This is a genomic window from Mycobacterium cajalii, from assembly GCF_045809005.2.
Classification (GTDB): domain Bacteria; phylum Actinomycetota; class Actinomycetes; order Mycobacteriales; family Mycobacteriaceae; genus Mycobacterium.
In genome coordinates, this window is the sequence record NZ_CM141436.1 from 5,002,229 (window position 1) to 5,022,551 (window position 20,323).

The 20,323-nt window shown below is 70.4% G+C and carries 19 protein-coding genes, 1 tRNA gene and 1 pseudogene; 9 read left to right on the forward strand and 12 right to left on the reverse strand.

Features of this window, described 5'->3' with window-relative positions; genetic code table 11:
• Window positions 1–4 precede the first annotated feature (4 nt).
• The 5 genes from ACJ512_RS23700 to ACJ512_RS23720 form a co-directional block, all read right to left on the reverse strand.
• Entirely contained in the window at window positions 5–1,078 is a 1,074-nt protein-coding gene (locus tag ACJ512_RS23700; protein WP_407685617.1) for a YncE family protein, read from the reverse strand.
• Between the two features lie 363 nt (window positions 1,079–1,441).
• Entirely contained in the window at window positions 1,442–2,206 is a 765-nt protein-coding gene (locus tag ACJ512_RS23705) for a DUF427 domain-containing protein (RefSeq protein WP_407685618.1), read from the reverse strand.
• 7 nt (window positions 2,207–2,213) lie between these two features.
• The gene (locus tag ACJ512_RS23710; RefSeq protein WP_407685619.1) at window positions 2,214–2,486 is read right to left on the reverse strand and encodes a DUF6295 family protein; all 273 of its coding nucleotides are present in this window, start codon (window positions 2,484–2,486) and stop codon (window positions 2,214–2,216) included.
• A 12-nt stretch (window positions 2,487–2,498) separates the two neighbouring features.
• Window positions 2,499–3,254, reverse strand: coding sequence for a dienelactone hydrolase family protein (locus tag ACJ512_RS23715; RefSeq protein ID WP_407685620.1), 756 nt, complete (start codon window positions 3,252–3,254; stop codon window positions 2,499–2,501).
• Between the two features lie 112 nt (window positions 3,255–3,366).
• A complete protein-coding gene (locus ACJ512_RS23720; RefSeq protein ID WP_461479862.1) occupies window positions 3,367–4,851 on the reverse strand; it encodes an esterase-like activity of phytase family protein in 1,485 nt (494 codons plus the stop codon).
• Between ACJ512_RS23720 and ACJ512_RS23725 the strand changes: the two genes are divergently transcribed.
• Window positions 4,820–4,999, forward strand: coding sequence for a hypothetical protein (locus tag ACJ512_RS23725; RefSeq protein ID WP_461479863.1), 180 nt, complete (start codon window positions 4,820–4,822; stop codon window positions 4,997–4,999). The genes ACJ512_RS23720 and ACJ512_RS23725 overlap by 32 nt on opposite strands.
• A gap of 14 nt (window positions 5,000–5,013) precedes the next feature.
• On the opposite strand, the gene ACJ512_RS23730 is transcribed toward ACJ512_RS23725, so the two are convergent.
• Window positions 5,014–5,796 carry a hypothetical protein gene (locus ACJ512_RS23730; protein ID WP_407685621.1) on the reverse strand — a complete coding sequence of 261 codons (783 nt, stop codon included), beginning with the start codon at window positions 5,794–5,796 and terminating at the stop codon, window positions 5,014–5,016.
• Between the two features lie 160 nt (window positions 5,797–5,956).
• Between ACJ512_RS23730 and ACJ512_RS23735 the strand changes: the two genes are divergently transcribed.
• Genes ACJ512_RS23735 through ACJ512_RS23750 form a run of 4 tightly spaced genes read left to right on the forward strand, consistent with a single transcriptional unit; the run spans window position 5,957 to window position 11,546 of the window.
• Window positions 5,957–8,395, forward strand: a complete 2,439-nt coding sequence (locus ACJ512_RS23735) for a GcvT family protein (protein WP_407685622.1) — start codon at window positions 5,957–5,959, stop codon at window positions 8,393–8,395.
• 6 nt (window positions 8,396–8,401) lie between these two features.
• The gene (gene solA / locus ACJ512_RS23740; protein WP_407685623.1) at window positions 8,402–9,550 is read left to right on the forward strand and encodes an N-methyl-L-tryptophan oxidase; all 1,149 of its coding nucleotides are present in this window, start codon (window positions 8,402–8,404) and stop codon (window positions 9,548–9,550) included.
• The gene (locus ACJ512_RS23745) at window positions 9,547–10,698 is read left to right on the forward strand and encodes an aromatic ring-hydroxylating oxygenase subunit alpha (RefSeq protein ID WP_407685624.1); all 1,152 of its coding nucleotides are present in this window, start codon (window positions 9,547–9,549) and stop codon (window positions 10,696–10,698) included. The genes solA and ACJ512_RS23745 overlap by 4 nt, the downstream gene beginning before the upstream one ends.
• A 38-nt stretch (window positions 10,699–10,736) precedes the next feature.
• On the forward strand, window positions 10,737–11,546 hold the full coding sequence (locus ACJ512_RS23750) for an IclR family transcriptional regulator (protein ID WP_407685625.1): 810 nt from the start codon (window positions 10,737–10,739) through the stop codon (window positions 11,544–11,546).
• A gap of 8 nt (window positions 11,547–11,554) precedes the next feature.
• Here the strand turns inward: ACJ512_RS23750 and ACJ512_RS23755 are convergent, their stop codons facing one another.
• The 5 genes and pseudogenes from ACJ512_RS23755 to ACJ512_RS23775 all read right to left on the reverse strand — a co-directional run bounded on the left by ACJ512_RS23755 (window position 11,555) and on the right by ACJ512_RS23775 (window position 15,497).
• Window positions 11,555–12,898 carry a ClC family H(+)/Cl(-) exchange transporter gene (locus tag ACJ512_RS23755; protein WP_407685626.1) on the reverse strand — a complete coding sequence of 448 codons (1,344 nt, stop codon included), beginning with the start codon at window positions 12,896–12,898 and terminating at the stop codon, window positions 11,555–11,557.
• 66 nt (window positions 12,899–12,964) lie between these two features.
• Complete coding sequence (locus ACJ512_RS23760; protein ID WP_407685632.1) at window positions 12,965–13,336, reverse strand: ArsI/CadI family heavy metal resistance metalloenzyme; 372 nt, start codon at window positions 13,334–13,336, stop codon at window positions 12,965–12,967.
• A gap of 21 nt (window positions 13,337–13,357) precedes the next feature.
• Window positions 13,358–14,804 (reverse strand): annotated as a pseudogene (gene arsB / locus ACJ512_RS23765) (ACR3 family arsenite efflux transporter); the annotation flags it as partial.
• A gap of 35 nt (window positions 14,805–14,839) precedes the next feature.
• Window positions 14,840–15,205: an ArsR/SmtB family transcription factor gene (locus ACJ512_RS23770; protein WP_407685627.1), complete on the reverse strand. Its 366-nt coding sequence runs from the start codon at window positions 15,203–15,205 to the stop codon at window positions 14,840–14,842.
• A gap of 218 nt (window positions 15,206–15,423) precedes the next feature.
• Window positions 15,424–15,497 (reverse strand) — tRNA-Leu (locus ACJ512_RS23775).
• A 470-nt stretch (window positions 15,498–15,967) separates the two neighbouring features.
• Between ACJ512_RS23775 and ACJ512_RS23780 the strand changes: the two genes are divergently transcribed.
• From ACJ512_RS23780 to ACJ512_RS23795, 4 genes are all read left to right on the forward strand, one after another.
• Window positions 15,968–16,816 carry a PPE family protein, SVP subgroup gene (locus tag ACJ512_RS23780; protein ID WP_407685628.1) on the forward strand — a complete coding sequence of 283 codons (849 nt, stop codon included), beginning with the start codon at window positions 15,968–15,970 and terminating at the stop codon, window positions 16,814–16,816.
• Window positions 16,817–16,882: 66 nt separating this feature from the next.
• Window positions 16,883–18,073: a PPE family protein gene (locus ACJ512_RS23785; RefSeq protein ID WP_407685633.1), complete on the forward strand. Its 1,191-nt coding sequence runs from the start codon at window positions 16,883–16,885 to the stop codon at window positions 18,071–18,073.
• Between the two features lie 169 nt (window positions 18,074–18,242).
• Window positions 18,243–18,539 carry a WXG100 family type VII secretion target gene (locus ACJ512_RS23790; RefSeq protein WP_066914021.1) on the forward strand — a complete coding sequence of 99 codons (297 nt, stop codon included), beginning with the start codon at window positions 18,243–18,245 and terminating at the stop codon, window positions 18,537–18,539.
• A 44-nt stretch (window positions 18,540–18,583) separates the two neighbouring features.
• Window positions 18,584–18,868, forward strand: coding sequence for a WXG100 family type VII secretion target (locus ACJ512_RS23795; protein WP_144947333.1), 285 nt, complete (start codon window positions 18,584–18,586; stop codon window positions 18,866–18,868).
• 75 nt (window positions 18,869–18,943) lie between these two features.
• On the opposite strand, the gene ACJ512_RS23800 is transcribed toward ACJ512_RS23795, so the two are convergent.
• Window positions 18,944–20,296 (reverse strand): PPE family protein, encoded by a 1,353-nt coding sequence (locus tag ACJ512_RS23800; protein WP_407685629.1) that lies wholly within the window; start codon window positions 20,294–20,296, stop codon window positions 18,944–18,946.
• Window positions 20,297–20,323: the final 27 nt, after the last annotated feature.

Here is a 20,323-nt window from a genome sequence, read left to right on the forward strand (position 1 = left end):
CCCGTTACACGAGGGCGGGCACGTCGGCGACCAGCTCCGATATGACCCACTCGGCGCACTCGATCCCCAGCGCCACGATCGAGGCGACCGGCACCACGGTGACCGCGCCGGAGTACTCGGCGATGTAGAGGTGGGTGGCGTCCGGGCTTTCCACCACGCAGGACGGCTTGTGCACCACGTCGACGGTGCCCACGACGTCCTGCGTGAGCGTGCACAGCACCGTGACGCTGTCGGCGCTGACCAGATAGGCGCGATACCCGTCGCCGCTGAGCGTCAGACCGGTGACGACGCCCGTGACCTCACCGATTTTGCGCGTGCCGATAATCCTGCGGGTCCGGGTGTCGACGACGTCGATGACGGCACCGGCCTCCGGCGCGCTGCTGAGCACGTAGGCCAGCGCCCCGTTGGGGCTGAGCGCGACGTCACGGATCGGCAGGTCGATGTCGACGGAGCCGAGGACGCGCGCGCCACCACGCCCGGACCGCGGGCCGGTCTCGATCACGAGCAGCCGTCCGCCGGCGGCGACGTAGAGGTGGGCGCCGTCGGGGCTGACCCGCAGGCACTCCGTGGTGGTTGCCGGCGCGTCACCGAGATCGACCGTTTCCACCGCACCCGTCGTCGTGTCCAGCACGGCGACGTCCGCGACGCCGGCGCCGTTGCGGCCGGCGTAGACCTGCGTGCCGTCGGGGCTCACCGCCAGGTCGCTCACGCTGTACGCCAGCGGATGCGACGCGACGACGGCCCGGGTGGCCAAGTCGAGGGCCGCGACGGCGTCGTAGGCCGCGGTCGCGGTGCGGACGTACGCGTGACCGGAGTCACGGCCGCCGACGGCGATCGCCGACGGCTCGCCCAGGCCGGCGATGGTTCCGGTGACCCGGCAGGTGGCGGCGTCGATGACGGAGACGCTGTGGTCGGCGTAATTGGTCACGAGCAGCTGCGAGCCGTCGCGGGTGGCGGTGATGGCGCTGATCGGGCCGTTGCCCACGACGATCTTGACGACGATCGGGAATTCCGGCGCCTCGCCGAGTTCGATGAGCTGGCCATCCCGCGCGATCGTCCGGTCGTTTGCGTCTTTCATGCTGACACCGCCTTTGCTGTGTGCGTCCTACCTCCACGCGCGACAGTGGTCGCGAAACACTCGACGAGACCGGCCGCGTGGATTCACCCGTGTCCCAGCACCTGCAAGATTGCCTTTTTCAACAGTACCGGCTGAATTCCGGTCGAAAATAAGGCCAATTCGCGTCCTGTAACCCACATCACCCGACCGGCCCGGCACGTGGCGCTGCGACCGGCCGGTTTTCGGGTCCGGGCAAACGAAGCTTCCTCTGGCTTGCAGGAATTCCCGTGCCGTCGCTAACTTTCTAGGACGCATGCTCACCGGAGCCGAAAACTGAGAAATTCTCAGCTGCGCGCTGATATCGAGGTAAATGTCACAGCGGTCTCAGCCGAAATGAGTCCGCGGCCGGCCCAGCGCCACACCGTCGACGACGACGTCGACCTTTTCGTTGTAGAACGCCACCAGACCGCCGATCGCGGCGACTGCGGGCAATGGGTAGTGGTACGTCCACGCCAGGTCGGGCTGGACGGTGTTGCCGGCCCGCACCGACCAGCAGCCCGACGTCACCCCTTTGTAGGGACACAGCGTCCGGGTCGGCGACGGTTCCAGGTGCTCGAAGGCGATATCGGTTGGATCGATGTAATACCTTGTCGGCAAACCGGTTTCGAAGAGCAGCACGGGAGTCATGGTGTCGGCCAGTACGGCTCCGCCGAGTTCCACCCGGACGTGGCGGTGCGAGCGCAGCGCGTCGACCCGCACGTAGGGACTGCGCGGATGGCCGTAGACCGGTTCGTCCTCCTCGAACCAGCGCAGCGGGCCCCAGTCGAAACGCACGGTGCCCGCCAGCGGGCCGTCGCCGTCGAACACCCGCGCGGCCGATTCGTGGACCCGGTCCCCGGCGACCAGGGAGTGCAGCCGCGCCGGCCCGAACTGCAGGCGCTGCGGGTGCTGCTCGTCGCGCAGGAACCCGGCGCGGACGTCGACGAACGGGATGTAGTACTGCGGGTAGTAGGGCACCTCCCACACGTAGCGGGCCGCGGTGGTGTCGAAGACCAGCGCATCGCCGAGGTAACCGCGGACCCGGCGCGGCGCGGGCTCGATCCTGCCGCGTTCGGCGGCCGGCTGCGGGTAGCCCCGATCGGCGGTCACGAGGCCGCTACTGGTTCTTGGACGCCAGACCGGCCGGCGCGTGCGCGACGGCGTTGCGGATGGCGTCGGCCAGCGCCAGCGCGCTCTCCTCGGTGAGCTCGAGCGCCACCCGCGCCGACGGCCCCAGCCGCGGGTTGATCACATCGATGTTGACGGTGTGGCCGTACGGCGCGTGGACCGGATGGTCGACGTACACGGTCGCGCGGCTGGCGCCGAACCAGCCCGTCGGCCCCTTGCCGCTGCCGTCGATCTCGACGTGTTCGGTGAGATACGTGCACATGGGTTGGGAGACCTAGCCTTTCAAGTGGGTGGCGAAGAAGTCGTCGATGTGCCGCCAGCCGTCCAGCGCCGCCTCCACCCGGTAGGCCGGCCGGTCGACGGCGAAGAACGCGTGGCCCGCGTCGTCGTAGGCGTGGAATTCGTGCGGCTTGCCCAGCTTGTTCAGCTCGGCGTCGAGCGTGGCGACCGCATCGGGCGAGGGGAACTGGTCCTCGTTGCCGAACAGGCCCAGCAGCGGGCAGCTCAGGTTGGGCGCCAGGTCGAGAATCGGCTTGAAGGCCTTGGGCATTCCCTCCGGCGGATCCTCGACGACGAAGGCGCCGTAGCAGTCCACCGCGGCATCCAGCTGCAGCGAGCACGCCGCCAGGAAGGCGTGCCGCCCGCCCGAGCAGTGCCCGATCACGCCGAACTTCCCGTTCGCGCCGGGCAACGTGCGCAGGTGTTCGATCGCGCCGGCCACGTCGCCGACCAGCCGCTCGTCGGGCACCCCGCCCGCCGCACGCGCCGCCGCGGCGGCGTCGTCGGGAGACGCGCCCGGCGCCTCGCGGGAGTACAGGTTGGGCACCACCGCGTGATAGCCGCCGACCGCGAGCCGGCGGACGAATTCCTTGGTCTGCCGGTCATATCCGGGCATGTGGTGGATCCACACGATCCCGCCGCGCGACCCCTCGGCCAGCGGCATGGCGCGGTAGGCCTCGATCTCGTCGCCCCCGTGGCCGGTGATGCCGATCGTCTCCGCGCGGATCGCGTCCGGGCTGACCGTGCTCATCGCGATGCTCCTTGCCGGGCCGCAACGGCGGTGCGGAAGCGCGCGCGGCCCTGCTGGCACGCCCCGCCGGACCCAACGTATCCGACCGTCGGGGCGCCGGCGGGCGCGCCCGTCAGCCGACGACGATCGGGACGGTCACCTCGTCCATCTTGACGGGCACCTTGGCCATGTCCACCGACAGGATCTCCCCGCTGTCCTGGGTGCCGTTGCTCAGCTTCTTGGGCTCGAGCCGGAACGGCGGCGTGTCCGAGCCCGGGGCCAGGCCGGCCAACCCGTAGTCGCTTTCGTTGGCGACGAGCAGCGTCTTCCCGGCGTCCGGGGTGACGAGCCCTTCGACTTTCTCGTGCCCGAAGAAGTCACCGTTGGGCGACAGGGTCCGCAACAGGGCGCCGAGGTTGAGCTTGGGCGCCTTGGACGCAACCGCGATCCCCGCGCCCTTGAGTCTGTTCGTGGCCGCCGCGTCGGTGCTGACGCCGACGAACGTCTCGATCGGCACGCCGCCGACCAGGAGGCCGCCGGCGTCGGGCCGGTACGCCGACCCGGGCACCGTCGCGCGCGGCCCGACGTCGGTAGCCCCGGCGATATCGGTCACGTAGATCTTCTTATTGCCTTGGGGCGCAGGCTTGTTGTCCCGTTCGTCGACCAGGAACGTGGTCGCACCGATCGCCGTGATCTCCGACACCGCCACCTTGGTCTGCTGCGGATCGGTCAACGGGTAGAGGTACTCGTGCACGTCGCCGCGGTCGGTCAGGCCGACGGTCACGATGCGGGTGACCGGCACCGACCCGGACGGCCCGGCCGGTGTCCGCAGCGCCGAGTGCATGATGCCCACCAGCGTCGTGCCGTCCGGGGTGATCGTCAGGCCCTCCATGCCCTGATTCGGGGCGCGCAGCGAGAGCTCTTTGGGCAGCGTCCCATCGGAGGGCGAAAGCCGTTCCAGCTCTTTGCCGTTGGCATCGAAGTGGACCAGCGATGGGCCGTACTCGTCGGACACCCAGAAGCCGCCGTCGGGCATGGCGACCAGCCCCTCGGGGTCCAGGCCGTGATCCGACGGTGCCAGCACCCTGCCGTTGAGGTCCACCAGCGATTCGCCGGAGCCCGCCCGCGAGTCGGCAAGCCCGACCAGGGGGACACCGTCGGTGCCGCACAGCGTGACGGCGCGCTCCACCGACGCCGTTCCGGCGGCGAGCTTGAGTTTGACGATCTGCGGGTGGAAATCCGGTAGGGGAAGCACCTTTTCGCCGGCGATACGCCCGTCGACCGCGGGTCCGCGGTCGGTGAGACCGTAGATCTCGCCGACGCTGCCGGGCACCGCCGCGATCGCGGACCCGTGCGAATTAGCTTGGATCACAACGCCGCCGACGGTGGCGAGCGGTGGCGTGTTCTCGGCGTAGAGCTTGACCGCGTCGCTGACGGTCGCGGGAAGCTGGTCGGTACCGGTGAATCCGGGGTCCGGGGTGTAGATCATCGTGCCGTTGGCACCGTAGGCGATGCTGCCGTGCTCGGGCTTGCCGAACGACACCGGCGTCACCCCGTGGGTGGCGGCCAGCATCCGGGCCGGGGAGATGACGAGTGCCCTGCCGGCGCCGGTGCTCAACGGCGCGTCGGCCGCGGGCACCGACCGGGACGGCGCAGAGCCCGACGAGCAGGCCACCACCGTGGTCAACACGGTCGCCGCCGCGACCGGCCACCCCGCCCTATGCCCCACGCGAATGGCTTACCAAGAGAAGTTGTCCAGCAAGTGAACGCCGCACCGCCGTCACCGCCGCCTGTCGCGCACCTTGTAGGTCGAGGGCCACGATTTTCGTGACTCGTCTCCGGTCAGCGGCGTCCCCATCCCGCCGACCTTGACGCTGTATGCCTCCTTGCCGGGGCCGACTTCGCGGTTGGCGTGTTCCTGCGCCAGGAAGTACAGCTCGTCGATGGTGGCTTCGTCGTAGGCGACGAACGAGGTTTCCCGCACGACGTCCTCGACCCCGGCCAGCAACCGGCCGGGCAGCGCCCGCGACGCCAGCGCGGCCAGGGCCAGCAGCGAGATGGGGACCACCCAGTAGCAGACGTACGACAGCGGGGTCGTCGCGTCGCGGATGCCGGCCCCGGCGTCCACGACGGGCGGGATGGCCGACGACACGGTCATCCCGGCGAACGCGGCGACCCAGACCCAGGTGAGCAGGCGGGCCATCCGGCCGAACAGCTCCGTCCTGACGACGTCGGGCGGCTGCTCGGCAGCGGCGAATTCCGCGACGAACGACTTGCCGAGCAACGCCCCGCTCAGCGTCACGAGCAGGATGCCGGCGTTGCTCAGCGGCAGCAGCCACGCCAGCGCGGACGGCTCGCCCAGCACCACCGTCAACACCGTCAGGACCCCGAACGTGGCGACGGCGCCGGCTTCCGCCACGCGCCCGGACTTCCCGGTCACACCCGCGGTCAGCAGCGCCGCGACGGCGGTCACCAGGGCGACCGCCGCGGCGACCGCCAGGGGGGCGTCACCGACGAGCACCCAGTAGACGATCCACGGCGACAACCCGAAGAGCATGCCCACGAGGGGTCAGTGTATGACCGCCGGCCGACGCCACGGCGGCATCGCGCGCCACGCCGTCATGTCGGCTTGACACCGCCCCCGCGCGGCCCCACTATGTTGCGCATTACGAAACGTGTTTTGTAATACGCACCATAGGCAACTATCTACCGGGGCAGGGGTCATGGGACCGAAAGTTGTCATCGTGGGCGCCGGCATCGTCGGCACGTCCCTGGCCGACGAGCTCACCGCGCGGGGCCTGTCCGAGGTCACCGTGGTCGACCGCGGGGCGTTGTTCGCCACCGGCGGATCCACCTCGCACGCCCCCGGCCTGGTGTTTCAGACCAACGCTTCGCGCACCATGAGCGCGTTCGCCCGCTACACCGTCGAGAAGTTCTCGGCGCTGAGACACCCGGGCGGGCCGGTGTTCAACGGGGTCGGCGGCCTCGAGGTCGCCACCACGGCCGAGCGCTGGGTGGATCTGCACCGCAAGGCGGGCTGGGCGCAGGCCTGGGGCATACCGGGCCGTCTCGTCGACGCCGCCGAGTGCGCCGTACTGCACCCGCTGCTGGACCGCGAGGCGATCCTGGGCGGCTTTTTCACCCCGACCGACGGGCTCGCCGCGGCCCTGCGGGCCGCCGAGGCCCAGGCGCGGCGAGCCGTCGAACGGGGCGCGGTGTTCCTGCCCGGCACCGAGGTGCTCGCGGTGGTGGAGCGCAACGGCCGGGTCCGCGGCGTCCGCACCGGCCGCGGGGTCATCGACGCCGACATCGTGGTGTGCGCGGCCGGTTTCTGGGGGGCTCGGCTGGCCCGGCAGGTCGGGCTGACCCTGCCGCTGGTGCCGATGGCCCACCAGTACGCCAAGACCGGGCAGGTCGCCCCGCTGGTGGGCCGCAACACCGACGAGCGCGACGCGGGCCTGCCGATCCTGCGCCACCAGGACGGCGACCTCTATTTCCGCGAGCACGTCGACCGGCTGGGCATCGGCTACTACGGGCACCAGCCCATGCCGGTCGACATGTCGACCCTGCTGGTCGACACCGCCGGCGAGCCGATGCCGTCGATGCTGCCGTTCACCGAGGAGGACTTCGCCCCGGCCTGGCGCGACTCCGTGCGGCTGCTGCCCGCGCTGGGCGACACCAAGGTGGAGGCGGGCTTCAACGGGATCTTCTCGTTCACCCCGGACGGCTTCTCGCTGCTCGGCGAGCACCGCGACCTCGGCGGGTTCTGGGTCGCCGAGGCGGTCTGGGTCACCCACTCGGCCGGGGTGGCCAGAGCCGTCGCCGAGTGGATCGTCGACGGTGCCCCCTCCCTCGACGTGCACGAGAGCGACCTGTACCGGTTCGAGCAGTTCGCGCGCAGCCCGCGCTTCATCGAGCAGACCTGCGCGCAGGCGTTCGTCGAGGTCTACGACATCGTGCACCCGCACCAGCACCGCGCCGAGCTGCGCGGCCTGCGCACCAGCCCCTTTCACGCCCGCCAGGTCGAGCTGGGCGCCTTCTTCTACGAGGGCGGCGGCTGGGAGCGGCCCGCGTGGTTTCAGGCCAACGCCGGACTGGTCGCGGCCTCCGGCGTGCAGGTCCCCGAGCGCGACGCTTGGGCCGGCCGGTTCTGGTCGCCGATCGCGATCGCCGAAGCCCGCTGGACCCGCGACCACGTCGCGCTCTACGACATGACGCCGCTGACCCGCTACGAGGTCGGCGGCGCGGGCGCCGCCGGCTTCCTGCAGCGGCTCACCACCAACGACGTCGACAAGAGCGTCGGGTCGGTCACCTATACCCTGATGCTCGACGAGACCGGTGGCATCCGCAGCGATCTGACCGTCGCGCGGCTGGGCGAAACCCGGTTCCAGGTGGGCGCCAACGGCCCGCAGGACTTCGACTGGCTGACCCGGCATCTGCCCGACGACGGCAGCGTCACGCTGCGCGACATCACCGGGGGCACCTGCGGCATCGGCGTGTGGGGACCCGAGGCGCGCGAGCTGGTGCAGCCGTTGTGCCGGGACGACCTGTCGCACAAGGCCTTCGGCTATTTCCGTGCGTTGCAGACCTACCTGGGCGCCGTCCCGGTCACGATGCTGCGGGTGTCCTACGTCGGCGAGCTGGGCTGGGAGATCTACACCGAGGCCGGCTACGGCGGCGCGCTGTGGGAGCTGCTGTGGACGGCCGGCCGGACCCATGGCGCCATCGCGGCGGGGCGCATCGCGTTCAACAGCCTGCGCATGGAGAAGGGCTACCGCGCCTGGGGCACCGACATGACCGCCGAGGACCGGCCCGACGAGGCCGGTCTGGGCTTCGCGGTGCGCATGGCCAAGGGAGACTTCGTCGGCAAGGCCGCCCTGCTGGCGTCTTCACCGCGAAAGCTGCTGCGCACCATCGTATTCGACGATCCTTCCGCCGTGGCGCTCGGCAAGGAACCCGTGCACGCCGGGGACGGGTGCATCGGGTTCGTCACCAGCGCGGGACATTCGCCCACGCTGGGCCGCACCGTCGCCTACGCCTGGCTGCCCCCCGGTGCGGCCACCGGCGACACGGTCACCGTCGAGAACCGCGGACGCAGCCACACCGCGACAGTGCATCCCCACGCCGTCGTGGACCCCGAACTCGCCAGGATCCGGAGGTAGACCGAGATGACCACGACCACAACGGCTTACGACGTCATCGTCGTCGGCCTGGGCGGCATGGGAAGCGCGGCCGCCTACCACGTCGCCACCCGCGGGCACCGGGTCCTGGGCCTGGAGCGCCACGAACCGGCGCACGCCAAGGGCTCCAGCCACGGCGGCTCGCGCATCATCCGCCAGTCCTACTTCGAGGACCCCGCCTACGTGCCGCTGCTGCTGCGCGCCTACGAGCTGTGGGACAAGCTGGCCGTCGACGCCCAGCGCGAGGTGTACCGGATCACCGGGGGCCTGTTCGTCGGGCCGCCGGACTCTCAGACCGTCGCGGGCAGCATGCGGGCCAGCCGCCGGTGGGGGCTGGACCACGAGGTGCTCGACGCCCGCGAGATCACCGCGCGGTTCCCGAACTTCACCCCGCACGCCGAAGACATCGCGCTGTACGAGCCCAAGGCCGGCTTCGCCCGCCCGGAGCTGACGGTGCGCGCGCACCTCGACCTCGCCGAACGCGCCGGCGCCACACTGCAATTCGATGAGCCCGTACTGGAGTGGAGCCAGACCCGCGACGGCGTGCGGGTGACCACGCCCCGCGGGTCCTACACGGCCGCGCAGCTGGTGATCTGCCCGGGCGCGTGGGCGCCACAGCTGCTGGGCGAGTTCGGGGTGCCCATCACGGTGGAACGGCAGGTGATGTACTGGCTGGACCCGATCGGCGGCGCCGCCGGGTTCGCGGAGCACCCCATCTTCATCGACGAAAACGCCTCGGGTGCGCAGATATACGGCTTCCCGGCGATCGACGGGCCGCGCGGCGGGGTGAAGGTCGCCTTCTTCCGCAAGGGTGTGAGCTGCACGCCGGAGACCATCGACCGGGCGGTGCACCCGCGGGAGATCGGCGAGATGACGGCGCGGGTCACCGAGTTGCTGCCGGCGCTGGCGGGCGAGTGCCTGCACGCGGCGACCTGCATGTACTCCAACACCCCCGACCAGCACTTCGTCATCGCCCGGCACCCCCACTGCGCCAATGTCACCGTGGCGTGCGGGTTCTCCGGGCACGGCTTCAAGTTCGTGCCGGTGGTCGGCGAGATCCTCGCCGACCTGTGCCTCGAGGGCGCGACCGCCCACCCCGTCTCGTTGTTCGACCCGCAGAGGTTGGTGACCCGATGACCATCACCGAGCAGCCGTCACCGGCGCTGCTGCCGACCCTGGCCGGCGACTACTACACCAGCGCGGCCGTCTTCGCCGCCGAACAGCAGCACGTGTTCGAGAGCATGTGGTTCTGCGTCGTGCGCACCGGTGACGTGGGCGAGCCGGGCCAGTTCAAGAACGTCGGGGTGGGCCGCGAAAGCGTGCTCGTGGTGCGCGGCCGCGACCGGGTGCTGCGCGCCTTCCTCAACGTCTGCCGCCACCGTGGCGCGCTGCTGTGCACCGAACCCGAGGGCCGGGTCCGCCGCAACCTGCGCTGCCCCTACCACTCGTGGACCTACGGGCTGGACGGCACGCTGGTGGCCGCACCCAACCTCGGCTCGCTGACCGACGAGGACGGCGCCGGCATCGACCGCCGCGACTACGGCCTGGTCGCGGTGGCGTTGCGCGAATGGCTGGGCTACGCGTGGGTCTGCCTGGGCGCGGAGCCGCCGTCGTTCGAGGACGAGGTCGTCGGCGCGGCCGCCCACCGCCTCGGCGACCTGCGGGCCATCGACAACTACCGGATCGACACCCTGCAGGTGGGGCGGCGGGTCGTCTACGACGTCGCGGCGAACTGGAAGCTGATCGTCGAGAACTTCATGGAGTGCTATCACTGCGCCACGATCCACCCCGAGCTGACCCGGCTGGTGCCCGAGTTCGCGCGCGGCCAGGCCGCCCAGTCGTCGGTGGGACGCGGCGCCGAGTTCGGCCCGGGCGTGGCCGGTTTCACCGTCGACGGCGGCGCGGGCTTCGCCAGCCTGCCCGGGGTCGGCGCCACACAGGAGCGGTGCTATTTCGCGATCACCGTCAAGCCGACCGTGTTCATCAACCTGGTGCCCGACCACGTCATCTTCCACCGGATGTTCCCGCTGGCCCCCGATCGCACCGTCGTCGAATGCGACTGGCTCTACGCCGCGGACGTGGCGGCCACCGGCGACCTGTCCCGGTCGGTCGAGCTGTTCCACCGGGTCAACGAGCAGGACTTCGACGCGTGCCGGCGCACCCAGCCGGCGATGTCCTCGCGCGCCTACCGCGCGGGCGGCGTCCTGGTGCCCGCCGAGCACCACATCGCCGAATTCCACCGGTGGGTGGTCTCGCGCGTCGGCGCGCCCACCGGGCCCAGGTGAACGGGTCGCCCCTGAACAGCGGTATAAGCTCGATCATCATGGCGAGCGGCGACAACGGAGATCCCCCCGCCGGCCGCTCCGACACAGGCCCCGCGGTTCAATCGGTCGATCGGGCCCTGCTGGTGCTCGAACTGCTGGCCGACATGGGCAAGGGCGGGGTCACCGAGATCGCCGACGAACTCGGCGTGCACAAGTCGACGGCGTCCCGGCTGATCGCGGCGCTGGAGTCGCGCGGCTACGTCGAACAGCTCTCCGAGCGCGGCAAGTACCAACTCGGGATCGCGGTGTCACGACTGGCGCGCTCGCGCAGCGGGCACCTGGATCTGGTCAAGCTCAGCCAGGACGCCTGCGACGCGCTGTCGGCCGAGGTCGGCGAGACGGCGAACCTGGCCGTCCTCGACGAGAACCGGATCGTCAACATCGCCGAAGCCGTGAGCACCGCCGAGATCGCGCTGCAGACCTGGATCGGCCAGACCTGCCCGGCGCACGCCACGTCGGCCGGCAAGGTGCTGCTCGCCGGCCTGGACCCCGGGGAGGTGCGCGACCGGCTCGGCCCGACGCTGGAGGCCTTCACCGACAACACGATCGTGACCCTCGACGCGCTGCAGGCCGAACTGTCCGCCGCGCGCGGCGCCGGATGGGCCGCCGCGCGCGAGGAACTCGAGATCGGGCTCAACGCGGTCGCCGCCCCGGTGTACGACGGCAACGGTCAGGTCGCCGCGGCGCTGAGCGTGTCCGGGCCGGCCTACCGGCTGGAGGCCGCCGCCTTCGCCGAGGTCGCGCAGCGCACGATCGCGGCCGCCGACAGCGTCAGCCGCCGGCTGGGCTGGACCGAGCGCGCCTCTTAGCCGCGGTCTTAACCGCCGCCGCCTTTCGTTCCTTCTATGGCCGCCTCGACGGCCATCCGTTCGCGCAGGCTGTCGTAGATCGGGGGGGATCGCACCACGTAGGCGGCGAGCACCGCCGCGGCGGTCGCGGCCATCATCGGCACGATCACCGTGGTCGTGGCCGTCATCTCGACGACGATGACCATCCCGGTGACCGGTGCCCGGACGGTGGCCGCGAAGAATGCCGCCATTCCCACCAGCGCCATCGGCACCGCCAGCGACGACAGGTTCGCCGGCCACACCAGGCCGAAGACCCCGACGAACAACAGGCCCCACAGCGCACCCACCGCCAGCAGCGGCGCGAACAGTCCGCCCGGCACACCGGCCGAGTACGACAGCGGGCCCGCCACGAGCCGCACCGCGAGGTAGCCGATGACCACGGAGAGAAAGAAGTGGTGCCCGCCCAGGATCCGTTGGCTCACCGGGTCCCCGCCGCCCACGGCCAGCGGATACACGAACATGGCCAGCCCGACGAGCGCACCGATCAACGTCGCCTTCGCGGGCGCGGGGACCCGGCCCAGCGCGGCGACATGGTCGACGAACCACAGCACCAGCCGGTTGTAGGCGGCGCCGAGGGCTCCGGTGAGCAGGCCGAAGGCGATGAAAAGCGGAAGCCATGCCAGGTCGGGGGCGCCGGTCGGGGCGACCTGGAAGTCGGGGTGGTTGCCCAGGACGAGCCGCGCGCACCCGACGGCCGCCGACGCCGCGATGAGCGTGGCCAGCACGGTTTTCACCCGGAACGACTTCGTCACCTCTTCGAGGGTGAAAAGGGTGCCGCCGATCGGCGCGTTGAAGGCGACCGCGAGTCCCGCCCCGCCCAGCGCCGTCTGCATCATCCTGACCTCGGAGTCGGGCAGCCGGGCCCGGCGCGCGGTCTCGGCGCCGATCGCCGCGCCCATGTGCACGGTCGGGCCCTCGCGGCCCAGCACCAGTCCCGAGCCGATCGCCAGCAGCCCGCCGACGAACTTGGCGGGCAGCAAGCGGATCAAAGGTGGCCGGGCGTCGCCGCGGAAGACCGCCTCGACGTGCTGGATCCCGCTGCCCGCGGCCAGGGGTTCCCACCGCACGACCAGCGCGGCCAGGGTGGCGCCGGCCGCGACGGCGGCCAGCGGGACCAGCCAGCCCGGCCCGGGCAGCCGGTGCGCCCACGCCACGAAGTCGACGCGCACGTGGTCGGCGGCCTGCAGGCACCAGCGGAAGGCGCCGCCGACGAACCCGATCGCCACCCCCGCGACGGTGGCCGCGAAGCAGATGCGCAGGGAACCCCGCATCGAATCGTCGGGCTGGTCTGGGCCTGCCGTCGGCGCGGTCATGAACCGTTCTCCTTCGACGCTGGACAAGCCCGACCGGCTCCCAGTCTTCCAGATCGAGGACCGCGATCAGACGGGTGAGTCCGACAGGACGGTGTAGACCTCCCACCTCTCACCGTCGGGGCCGGTGACCCAGACCTTGTCCTGCACGGCATAGCAGCAGGTGGTGCCCATCTCCTCCTCGGGGACCATCCCCGCGCCCGCGAGCCGCGCGATCTCGTCGCGCACCTTGCCGGTCGATCCGACCTCGACACCGAGGTGGTTGAGCGTGCCGCCGTGGCCCGGGTTCTCCAGCAGCACCAGTTTCAGCGGCGGCTCGGCGACGGCGAAGTTGGCGTAGCCGGGTCTGACCTTGGCGGGTTCGGTGCGGAAGAGCTTGGAGTAGAACGCGATCGCCGCGTCGAGGTCGTCGACGTTGAGGGCCAGCTGCATGCGCGACATGGTCGTCCCCTTCTCGTTGGTGAGTTCGGCGATCAACGCCGCGACCCGCTCGGCGATGTCGTCGCGGATGGCACGCACCGTCGACAGGGGTTGGCCCGCGGGATCCGGCAGTGCCCAGTCGCGGTAGGACACGCCCGGGAAGTGCGGGCAGGCGTCGCCGCAGCCCATGGTGATCACGACGTCGCTGGTGCGCACCTCTTCGCCCGTGAGGACCTCGGGGATTGCGGTGGTGATGTCGATGCCGAGTTCGGCCATGGCCGCGACGGCGACGGGGTTGACCCGCTCGGCGGGCTCGGTTCCCGCCGAGCGGACTTCGATGCGGTCCCCGGCCATGCTGCGCAGCAGAGCGGCGGCCATCTGTGACCGCCCGGCATTGTGGACGCAGACGAACAGCACGCTGGGTTTAGTGGTCACCGGCCGGGCCTCCCGTCGGCGCGCTCGGGAACAGCCGGGGGCGCAGTGCCAGGGACACGTACACCAGCCCGACCAGCACGGGCACCTCGATCAGCGGTCCGACGACCCCGGCGAGCGCTTGCCCGGAGGCCGCACCGTAGGTCGCGATCGCCACCGCGATGGCCAGTTCGAAGTTGTTGCCGGCCGCGGTGAAGGCGAGGGTGGTGGTGCGCGCGTAGCCGAGCCGCAGCAGGAACCCGAGGGCGTACCCGCCGGCCCACATGATCGCGAAGTAGACCAGCAGCGGCAGCGCGATGCGCGCGACATCCCATGGGCGCGAGGTGATCTGGTGGCCCTGCAGGGCGAACAGGATCACGATCGTGAACAGCAGCCCGTAGAGGGCCCACGGTCCGACGCGGGGCAGGAACGTCGACTCGTACCAGGACCGACCCTTGGCCCGTTCGCCCAGCCGGCGCGAGAGGTATCCGGCCAGCAGCGGGATGCCGAGGAAGACGAGCACCGACTCGGCGATGTGCCACGGGGAGACGGCGATGCCGGTCTGCGGCAGGTGCAGCCAGCCGGGCAGCACCGACAGGTAGAACCAGCCCAGCACGGCGAACATGGCCACCTGGAACAACGAGTTCAGTGCGACGAGCACGGCCGCGGCTTCGCGGTCCCCACAGGCCAGGTCGTTCCAGATGATGACCATGGCGATGCAGCGGGCCAGGCCGACGATGATCAGCCCGGTGCGGTACTCGGGCAGATCGGCCAGCAGCAGCCAGGCCAGCGTGAACATCACCGCCGGCCCGACGAGCCAGTTGAGCACCAGCGAGGACACCATCATCCTGCGATCGCCGGTGACCTCGTCGAGCCGGTCGTAGCGGACCTTGGCCAGCACGGGGTACATCATGACCAGCAGGCCGATCGCGATCGGTAGTGAGATGCCTTGGACCTCGACGGCACTCAATGCCGGCCCGATGCGGGGAACGAGCCGCCCCAGCAGCAGACCGGCGACCATCGCCACCCCGATCCACACCGGCAGGAACCGGTCCAGCGTCGAGAGCCGGGTCGCCACCGGGGCAGGGGTGGACGCCGACGTCGTGCTGTCGGTCACGGCTCGCACCTCGGCGCGGTCGCGGACGGCTGGCCGTCGAGACGCAGGACGGACGAAAGCTGCTGCAGCGCAGCGGGAACCACCCGGTAGTACACCCAGGTGCCGCGCCGCTCGCAGTCCAGCAGGCCGGCCGTGCGCAGCAGTTTGAGGTGGTGGGAGATCGTCGGCTGGGAGACGTCGAAGGTCGTCGAGATCTCGCAGACGCAGGCTTCGCCGCCGGGGTGGCTGGCGATCAGGCTCAGCAGGCGGAGCCGGACCGGGTCGCCGAGCGCCTTGAACATCGCCGCCAACCGGGCCGCGTCCGGCTCCTCGAGTGCCGCAGCCCCCAGCGCGGGGCAGCAAGCCGTCGCTTGATTTGACATCCTTCTATATAAGCGCGTATCGAATCAACGCGCAAGGCGTGGGGTCCGCGACCTCGGCGACCGGTCAATTCACCGGTGGTGTCGGCACCCGTTCCGGGGTCGTGGTGGTCGTTCATGTCCCCGCACCGGCCGCCCCCGTGCGCCGGTGATTCAACCGCCGCCGGGCGTCACCTACGTCGTGATCGCGAGGTAGCCGGGCCCGGAACGCCACTTCGCGGTGCCCCCAGTCGGACTCGAACCGACACTTGACGGATTTTAAGTCCGCTGCCTCTGCCAATTGGGCTATGGGGGCCCGGCGGCGAATGTAACGCGTGGACCCCGGTGCAGAGCATGGGCCCCGTCCGGAATCGGCCCATGCCCGGACGTGTGGCTGCGGTTCAGGCGATCGACGGGCTACCACAAAGACCATCGGGTCAGAGTGGTTGTGCCGGCACGTCCAGAGCACGGATTTCGCCTGGAACAGTCCGAATGCCGAACATGCGACCCGGCCAGGTCTCGCGTAGGATCCGCGCGCCGCGCCGGCGGCGCCGGGTTTGCCACTCCCGGGCCACGTGACGGCGTTGTGTCGCCCGGCAGGGTCTTGTTAAAACTGCCGCACTCGTCGTTAAGAAGCCGTAAACGGCTGTCACGCTGCCGCTTTCGATCAGGACTGTGGAGGTGTGGGTCGTTAGCCTTACGCCAACACACAGGGGCCGGTAGGCGAACACACAGCATCGACCCACCGCAGACGGGTCGTCACTTCCCGAACACTAGGAGCAGCAGATGTCATTTCTGACAACAGTGCCTGAAGAGTTGCTGGCCGCGGCGGCGCAACTGGGGGCGATCGGTAGCAGCCTGACGGCGCAGAACGCGGGCGCCGCGGCACCGACCACCACCATCGCCCCGGCGGCGGCCGACCAGGTGTCGCAGCTGCAGGCGGGGATCTTCTCGGCGTACGGCACCATGTACCAGCAGATCGCCGCCGAGGCCCAGGCCATGCACGAGCAGTTCGTCAACACCCTCGGCCTGAGCTCCGGTACCTATTCGGCCACCGAGGCCGCCAACGCGAGTTCGTCCGCTGCATCGAGTCCGATCGGTTCCCTGACCGCATTCCTCAACAACGCAAGCACCTTCCTGGGTGGCCCGGCCAACAGTGCCGGGGGCAACCCGTTCAGCCTGTCGGGCAACTCAGCCAACTTCATGAGCTTTGAGAGCGGGAACTGGGCCTCGGCCATGTCGGACTGCCTCGGTATGGCCGGTGGTGGCCTGATCGACTGGCCCGCCGAGGAGGCGGTCGGCGCCGTCGGCGCGGCGGACCTCGCGGGCACGACGGCTCCGGCCGGCGCGCCCATGGGGGCCATGGCCGCGATGCCGGTCGCAGGCATGGGCCAGGCGACCATGGTCGGCAAGTTGTCGGTGCCACCCAGTTGGGCCGGTGCCTTCACCCCGGGCGTCGGCCCCGCCACTGCGGTCCAGACGGTGGGCTGGACCGCAGCCGCGCCGCAGTCCGGGCCGGGCACGATCCTGCCCGGGATGCCCGGGCTGGGCACGGCCGCCCGCAACAGCGCCGGCTTCGGCGCACCGCGCTACGGCGTCAAGCCCATCGTCATGCCCAAGCCGACGGCCGTATAGACAGTCGAAGCGCACCCAGTCATCCAGAAACCGAACCAGTCAGAAGGACGGGATACACACACAATGTTGGACTTTGCAGCGTTACCTCCTGAGATCAACTCCGCGCTGATGTACACCGGCGCCGGCTCGGGGCCGATGATGGCCGCCGCGACGTCCTGGAGCAACCTGGCCGCGGAGCTGAGCACGACGGCCACGCAATACGAGTCGATCGTGACGACCCTCACCACCGAACAATGGACGGGTGCCGGATCGATGGGGGCGGCCGCCGCGGCTCATCCTTACATCTCGTGGCTGAGCACCACAGCGGCGGCGGCCGAGCAGGCCGCCGCACAGGCATCGGCGTCGGCGGCCGCCTATGAGTCCGCGTTCACGGCCACGGTGCCGCCGCCGGTCATCGCCGCCAACAGGGCGACGCTGGCGGCGCTGGTCGCGACGAACTTCCTGGGCATCAACACACCGGCGATCATGGCCACCGAGGCCCATTACGCCGAAATGTGGGTGCAGGACGCGACCGCGATGTACACCTATGCGGCGGCCGCGGGCGCCGCCGCGGCCCTGCAGCCCTTGACACCCGCCGCGCAGACCACCAACCCGGCCGCACCGGCGTTGCAGTCCGCGGCGGTGGCTCAGGCCGCCACGGCGAGCCCCGCCCAGACACTGCTCGGTTCGCTGTCGTCGTTCGGCAGCCAACCATTCGGTACCGGTATATGGAACTTCTTGTCGACCAACTTCCCCCAGGAGGCGGCTCTCATCAGCGCCCTCGACGGGTTCGGCGGTACCCTGTTCAACTTCAACTTCGTCCAGCAGGTCGGTGTCACGGCGGCATGGTTCGTCGGCAACACCATCCCGACGGCGGTGTCCTGGTTCCACACGCTTGCCAACACGCCGGCGGCGATCGGCGGCTGGGCCGTCGACGACGTCGCGCCCGTGGCCGGCGCGGCCGGCGTCGCGGAAGGCACCATGGTGGGCTCGGTGGGCTACGGCGGAGCGGTGTCGGCGGGCCTGGGTGAGGCCTCCGCGGTCGGCGGCCTGTCGGTGCCGGGCGCCTGGTCGGCGGCCACCCCGGCGACGTTGGCCTCCTCGACCGCCCCGGTGGAGGGCTCGGGCTGGACCGTCGCCTCCGAGGCGGCCGAACCGGTCACGGCGATGCCCGGCATGCCGGGGATGGCGGCGGCGGCCAAGGGTGCCGGCGCCTACGGGGCCGGGCCGCGCTACGGGTTCAAGCCGATCGTCATGCCCAAGCAGGTGGTCGTATAAAGGGAGAAAAAGGCCGGACATGTCATCCGGTTGAGGCGAATAGTTAACCGGTAGGCCGTACCGTGTCCGGGGTGCGGCCACCACCGCCGGCGCCACGGCCGTTGAAGACCGTTACAGACTTCGACCAACCCAAGGCTCGAAAGACAAGAAAGACAAGGAGATAGGCAACATGGCTACACGTTTTATGACCGACCCGCACGAGATGCGGGCGATGGCGGGCCGTTTCGAGGTGCACGCCCAGACCGTCGAGGACGAGGCCCGCAAGATGTGGGCGTCGTCGATGAACATCGCCGGGGCGGGCTGGAGCGGTCAGGCCCAGGCCACCTCGTACGACACGATGGGCCAGATGAATCAGGCGTTCCGCAACATCGTGAACATGCTCCACGGGGTCCGCGACGGGCTGATCCGCGACGCCAACAACTACGAGCAGCAAGAGCAGGCCTCCCAGCAGATCCTCGGCAGCTAGTAGCGAAAACCGCTGTCGTCCAACACTTTCAAAGGAGTTGAGCAATGAGCATCAATTACCAGTTCGGGGATGTGGACGCCCACGGCGCCACGATCCGCGCGCAAGCCGCCTCGTTGGAGGCCGAGCACCAGGCCATCGTTCGCGATGTGCTGGCCGCCGGTGACTTCTGGGGCGGTTCGGGTTCGGTGGCCTGCCAGGAGTTCATCACCCAGTTGGGTCGCAACTTCCAGGTGATCTACGAGCAGGCCAACGCCCACGGGCAGAAGGTGCAGAGCGCCGGCAGCAACATGGCCAGCACCGACTCGGCCGTCGGCTCCAGCTGGGCCTGACGCGACCTTTTCCACGAAGGGGCCCGCACACCTTGGGTGTGCGGGCCCCTTTCTCGGTTCGCAGGGCCTGAGCCGTTACCCGGCTACGGGGGAACGCGGGATCAGCGAGGGCCGGAATCCGACCCGCTGCACCGCGCCGTCGGCCTCGCGTCCGATCATCCCGCCCAGCGGGAGCTTGGACACGCCGGTCGTCGACACGGGGGTGGCGCTGGTCGCCGCACCCCATCCGCCCGGCATCATGTTGGCGTCCATCGCGGGCAGCGGTGCGACCGAGGAGACCGTGCCGGCCCAGCTCTGCGGCACGGACAAGGTCCCGAGCGAGGCCGCCTGGCCCACACTGGCCGACGCGCCTTCGCCCAGACCCCCCAGGCCCCCGACGCCGCCCAGGTCGCCCAGCGCGCCCAACCCGCCGGCCCCCTCGGCGCCGATGATCGAGCCCGCGCCCTGCAGGTCCAGCGCCAGTCCCTGATAGTCGAGGCCCAGGCCGTAGAGATCGAAGCCGACGCCACCGACATCGGAGATCGAGCCGCCCACGTCCCCGAACACGCCGAGGCTGGTGCCGAGCACCACGCCCTCCGGCGACGCCAAGGCGCCCGCCAGTCCGCTCAGCGCGGAAGCGGAAGTGGTGCCCGACGCGGCGGTGGCGGCGGCTTTCGCGGCACCCTTGCCGGGCCCGTTGGCCACCGACGTCAACGAGCTCAGTGGCGAGTACGCGGCCGACGCCATCGACGCCCCGTCGCCCATCGCCATCCCGGAAACCCCGGACGTCGATCCGGGATTGGCCAGGCCCTGCAGGGTTTGCGGCACCGAGGAGAACAGCTGGGACGTCGTATGGGCGTGGCCGGCGACCTGGGTCGCCGCCGCATGGGCGACCGTGCCGGCCTGGCCGGAGACGCCCGCCGGATTCGTGGTCTGGGGCGGCGACTGGAAAGTCTTGAAGGCGGACGCCATTGCCGAGCTGGCGGCATAGTTGTACATCGCCATCGCATCCTGTGCCCACATCTCGGCGTACTGCGCCTCGGTGGCCATGATCGCCGGCGTGTTCTGGCCCAGGAAGTTGGTCGCCACCAGCGTTGCCAGCTGAACCCGGTTGGCCACCACCACCGGCGGCGGCACCGTCATCCCATAGGCCGTCTCGTACGCCGCCGCGGCGGAGGTGGCCTGGGTGGCGGCCAGCTGGCATTGCTCGGCGGTGGCCCGCATCCACGTCACATAGGGTGCGACGGCAGCCGCCATCGCCGTCGACGTCGGGCCCGTCCACGACTCGTCGGTCAGACCCGTGATCACCGACCGGTACCCGTTGGCGGCATCCTGCAGTTCGGCGGCCAGCGACTCCCAGCCCGCGGAGGCGGCCAGCATCGTTCCCGGCCCCGGACCCGCATACATCCGGCTCGAGTTGATTTCCGGCGGCAATGCCCCGAAATCCATTCTTCTCCCTCGCTTGTTCCGATATTT

Bases quoted from the DNA above. Each gene is read 5' to 3' on its own strand.
- ACJ512_RS23700 (WP_407685617.1), bottom strand. From the start codon at position 1,078: ATGAAAGACGCAAACGACCGGACGATCGCGCGGGATGGCCAGCTCATC.
- ACJ512_RS23710 (WP_407685619.1), bottom strand. From the start codon at position 2,486: ATGTGCACGTATCTCACCGAACACGTCGAGATCGACGGCAGCGGCAAG.
- ACJ512_RS23715 (WP_407685620.1), bottom strand. From the start codon at position 3,254: ATGAGCACGGTCAGCCCGGACGCGATCCGCGCGGAGACGATCGGCATC.
- ACJ512_RS23725 (WP_461479863.1), top strand. From the start codon at position 4,820: ATGACGAGTGCCCTGCCGGCGCCGGTGCTCAACGGCGCGTCGGCCGCG.
- ACJ512_RS23735 (WP_407685622.1), top strand. From the start codon at position 5,957: ATGGGACCGAAAGTTGTCATCGTGGGCGCCGGCATCGTCGGCACGTCC.
- solA (WP_407685623.1), top strand. From the start codon at position 8,402: ATGACCACGACCACAACGGCTTACGACGTCATCGTCGTCGGCCTGGGC.
- ACJ512_RS23745 (WP_407685624.1), top strand. From the start codon at position 9,547: ATGACCATCACCGAGCAGCCGTCACCGGCGCTGCTGCCGACCCTGGCC.
- ACJ512_RS23750 (WP_407685625.1), top strand. From the start codon at position 10,737: ATGGCGAGCGGCGACAACGGAGATCCCCCCGCCGGCCGCTCCGACACA.
- ACJ512_RS23755 (WP_407685626.1), bottom strand. From the start codon at position 12,898: ATGACCGCGCCGACGGCAGGCCCAGACCAGCCCGACGATTCGATGCGG.
- ACJ512_RS23760 (WP_407685632.1), bottom strand. From the start codon at position 13,336: ATGTCGCGCATGCAGCTGGCCCTCAACGTCGACGACCTCGACGCGGCG.
- ACJ512_RS23770 (WP_407685627.1), bottom strand. From the start codon at position 15,205: ATGTCAAATCAAGCGACGGCTTGCTGCCCCGCGCTGGGGGCTGCGGCA.
- ACJ512_RS23780 (WP_407685628.1), top strand. From the start codon at position 15,968: ATGTCATTTCTGACAACAGTGCCTGAAGAGTTGCTGGCCGCGGCGGCG.
- ACJ512_RS23790 (WP_066914021.1), top strand. From the start codon at position 18,243: ATGGCTACACGTTTTATGACCGACCCGCACGAGATGCGGGCGATGGCG.
- ACJ512_RS23795 (WP_144947333.1), top strand. From the start codon at position 18,584: ATGAGCATCAATTACCAGTTCGGGGATGTGGACGCCCACGGCGCCACG.
- ACJ512_RS23800 (WP_407685629.1), bottom strand. From the start codon at position 20,296: ATGGATTTCGGGGCATTGCCGCCGGAAATCAACTCGAGCCGGATGTAT.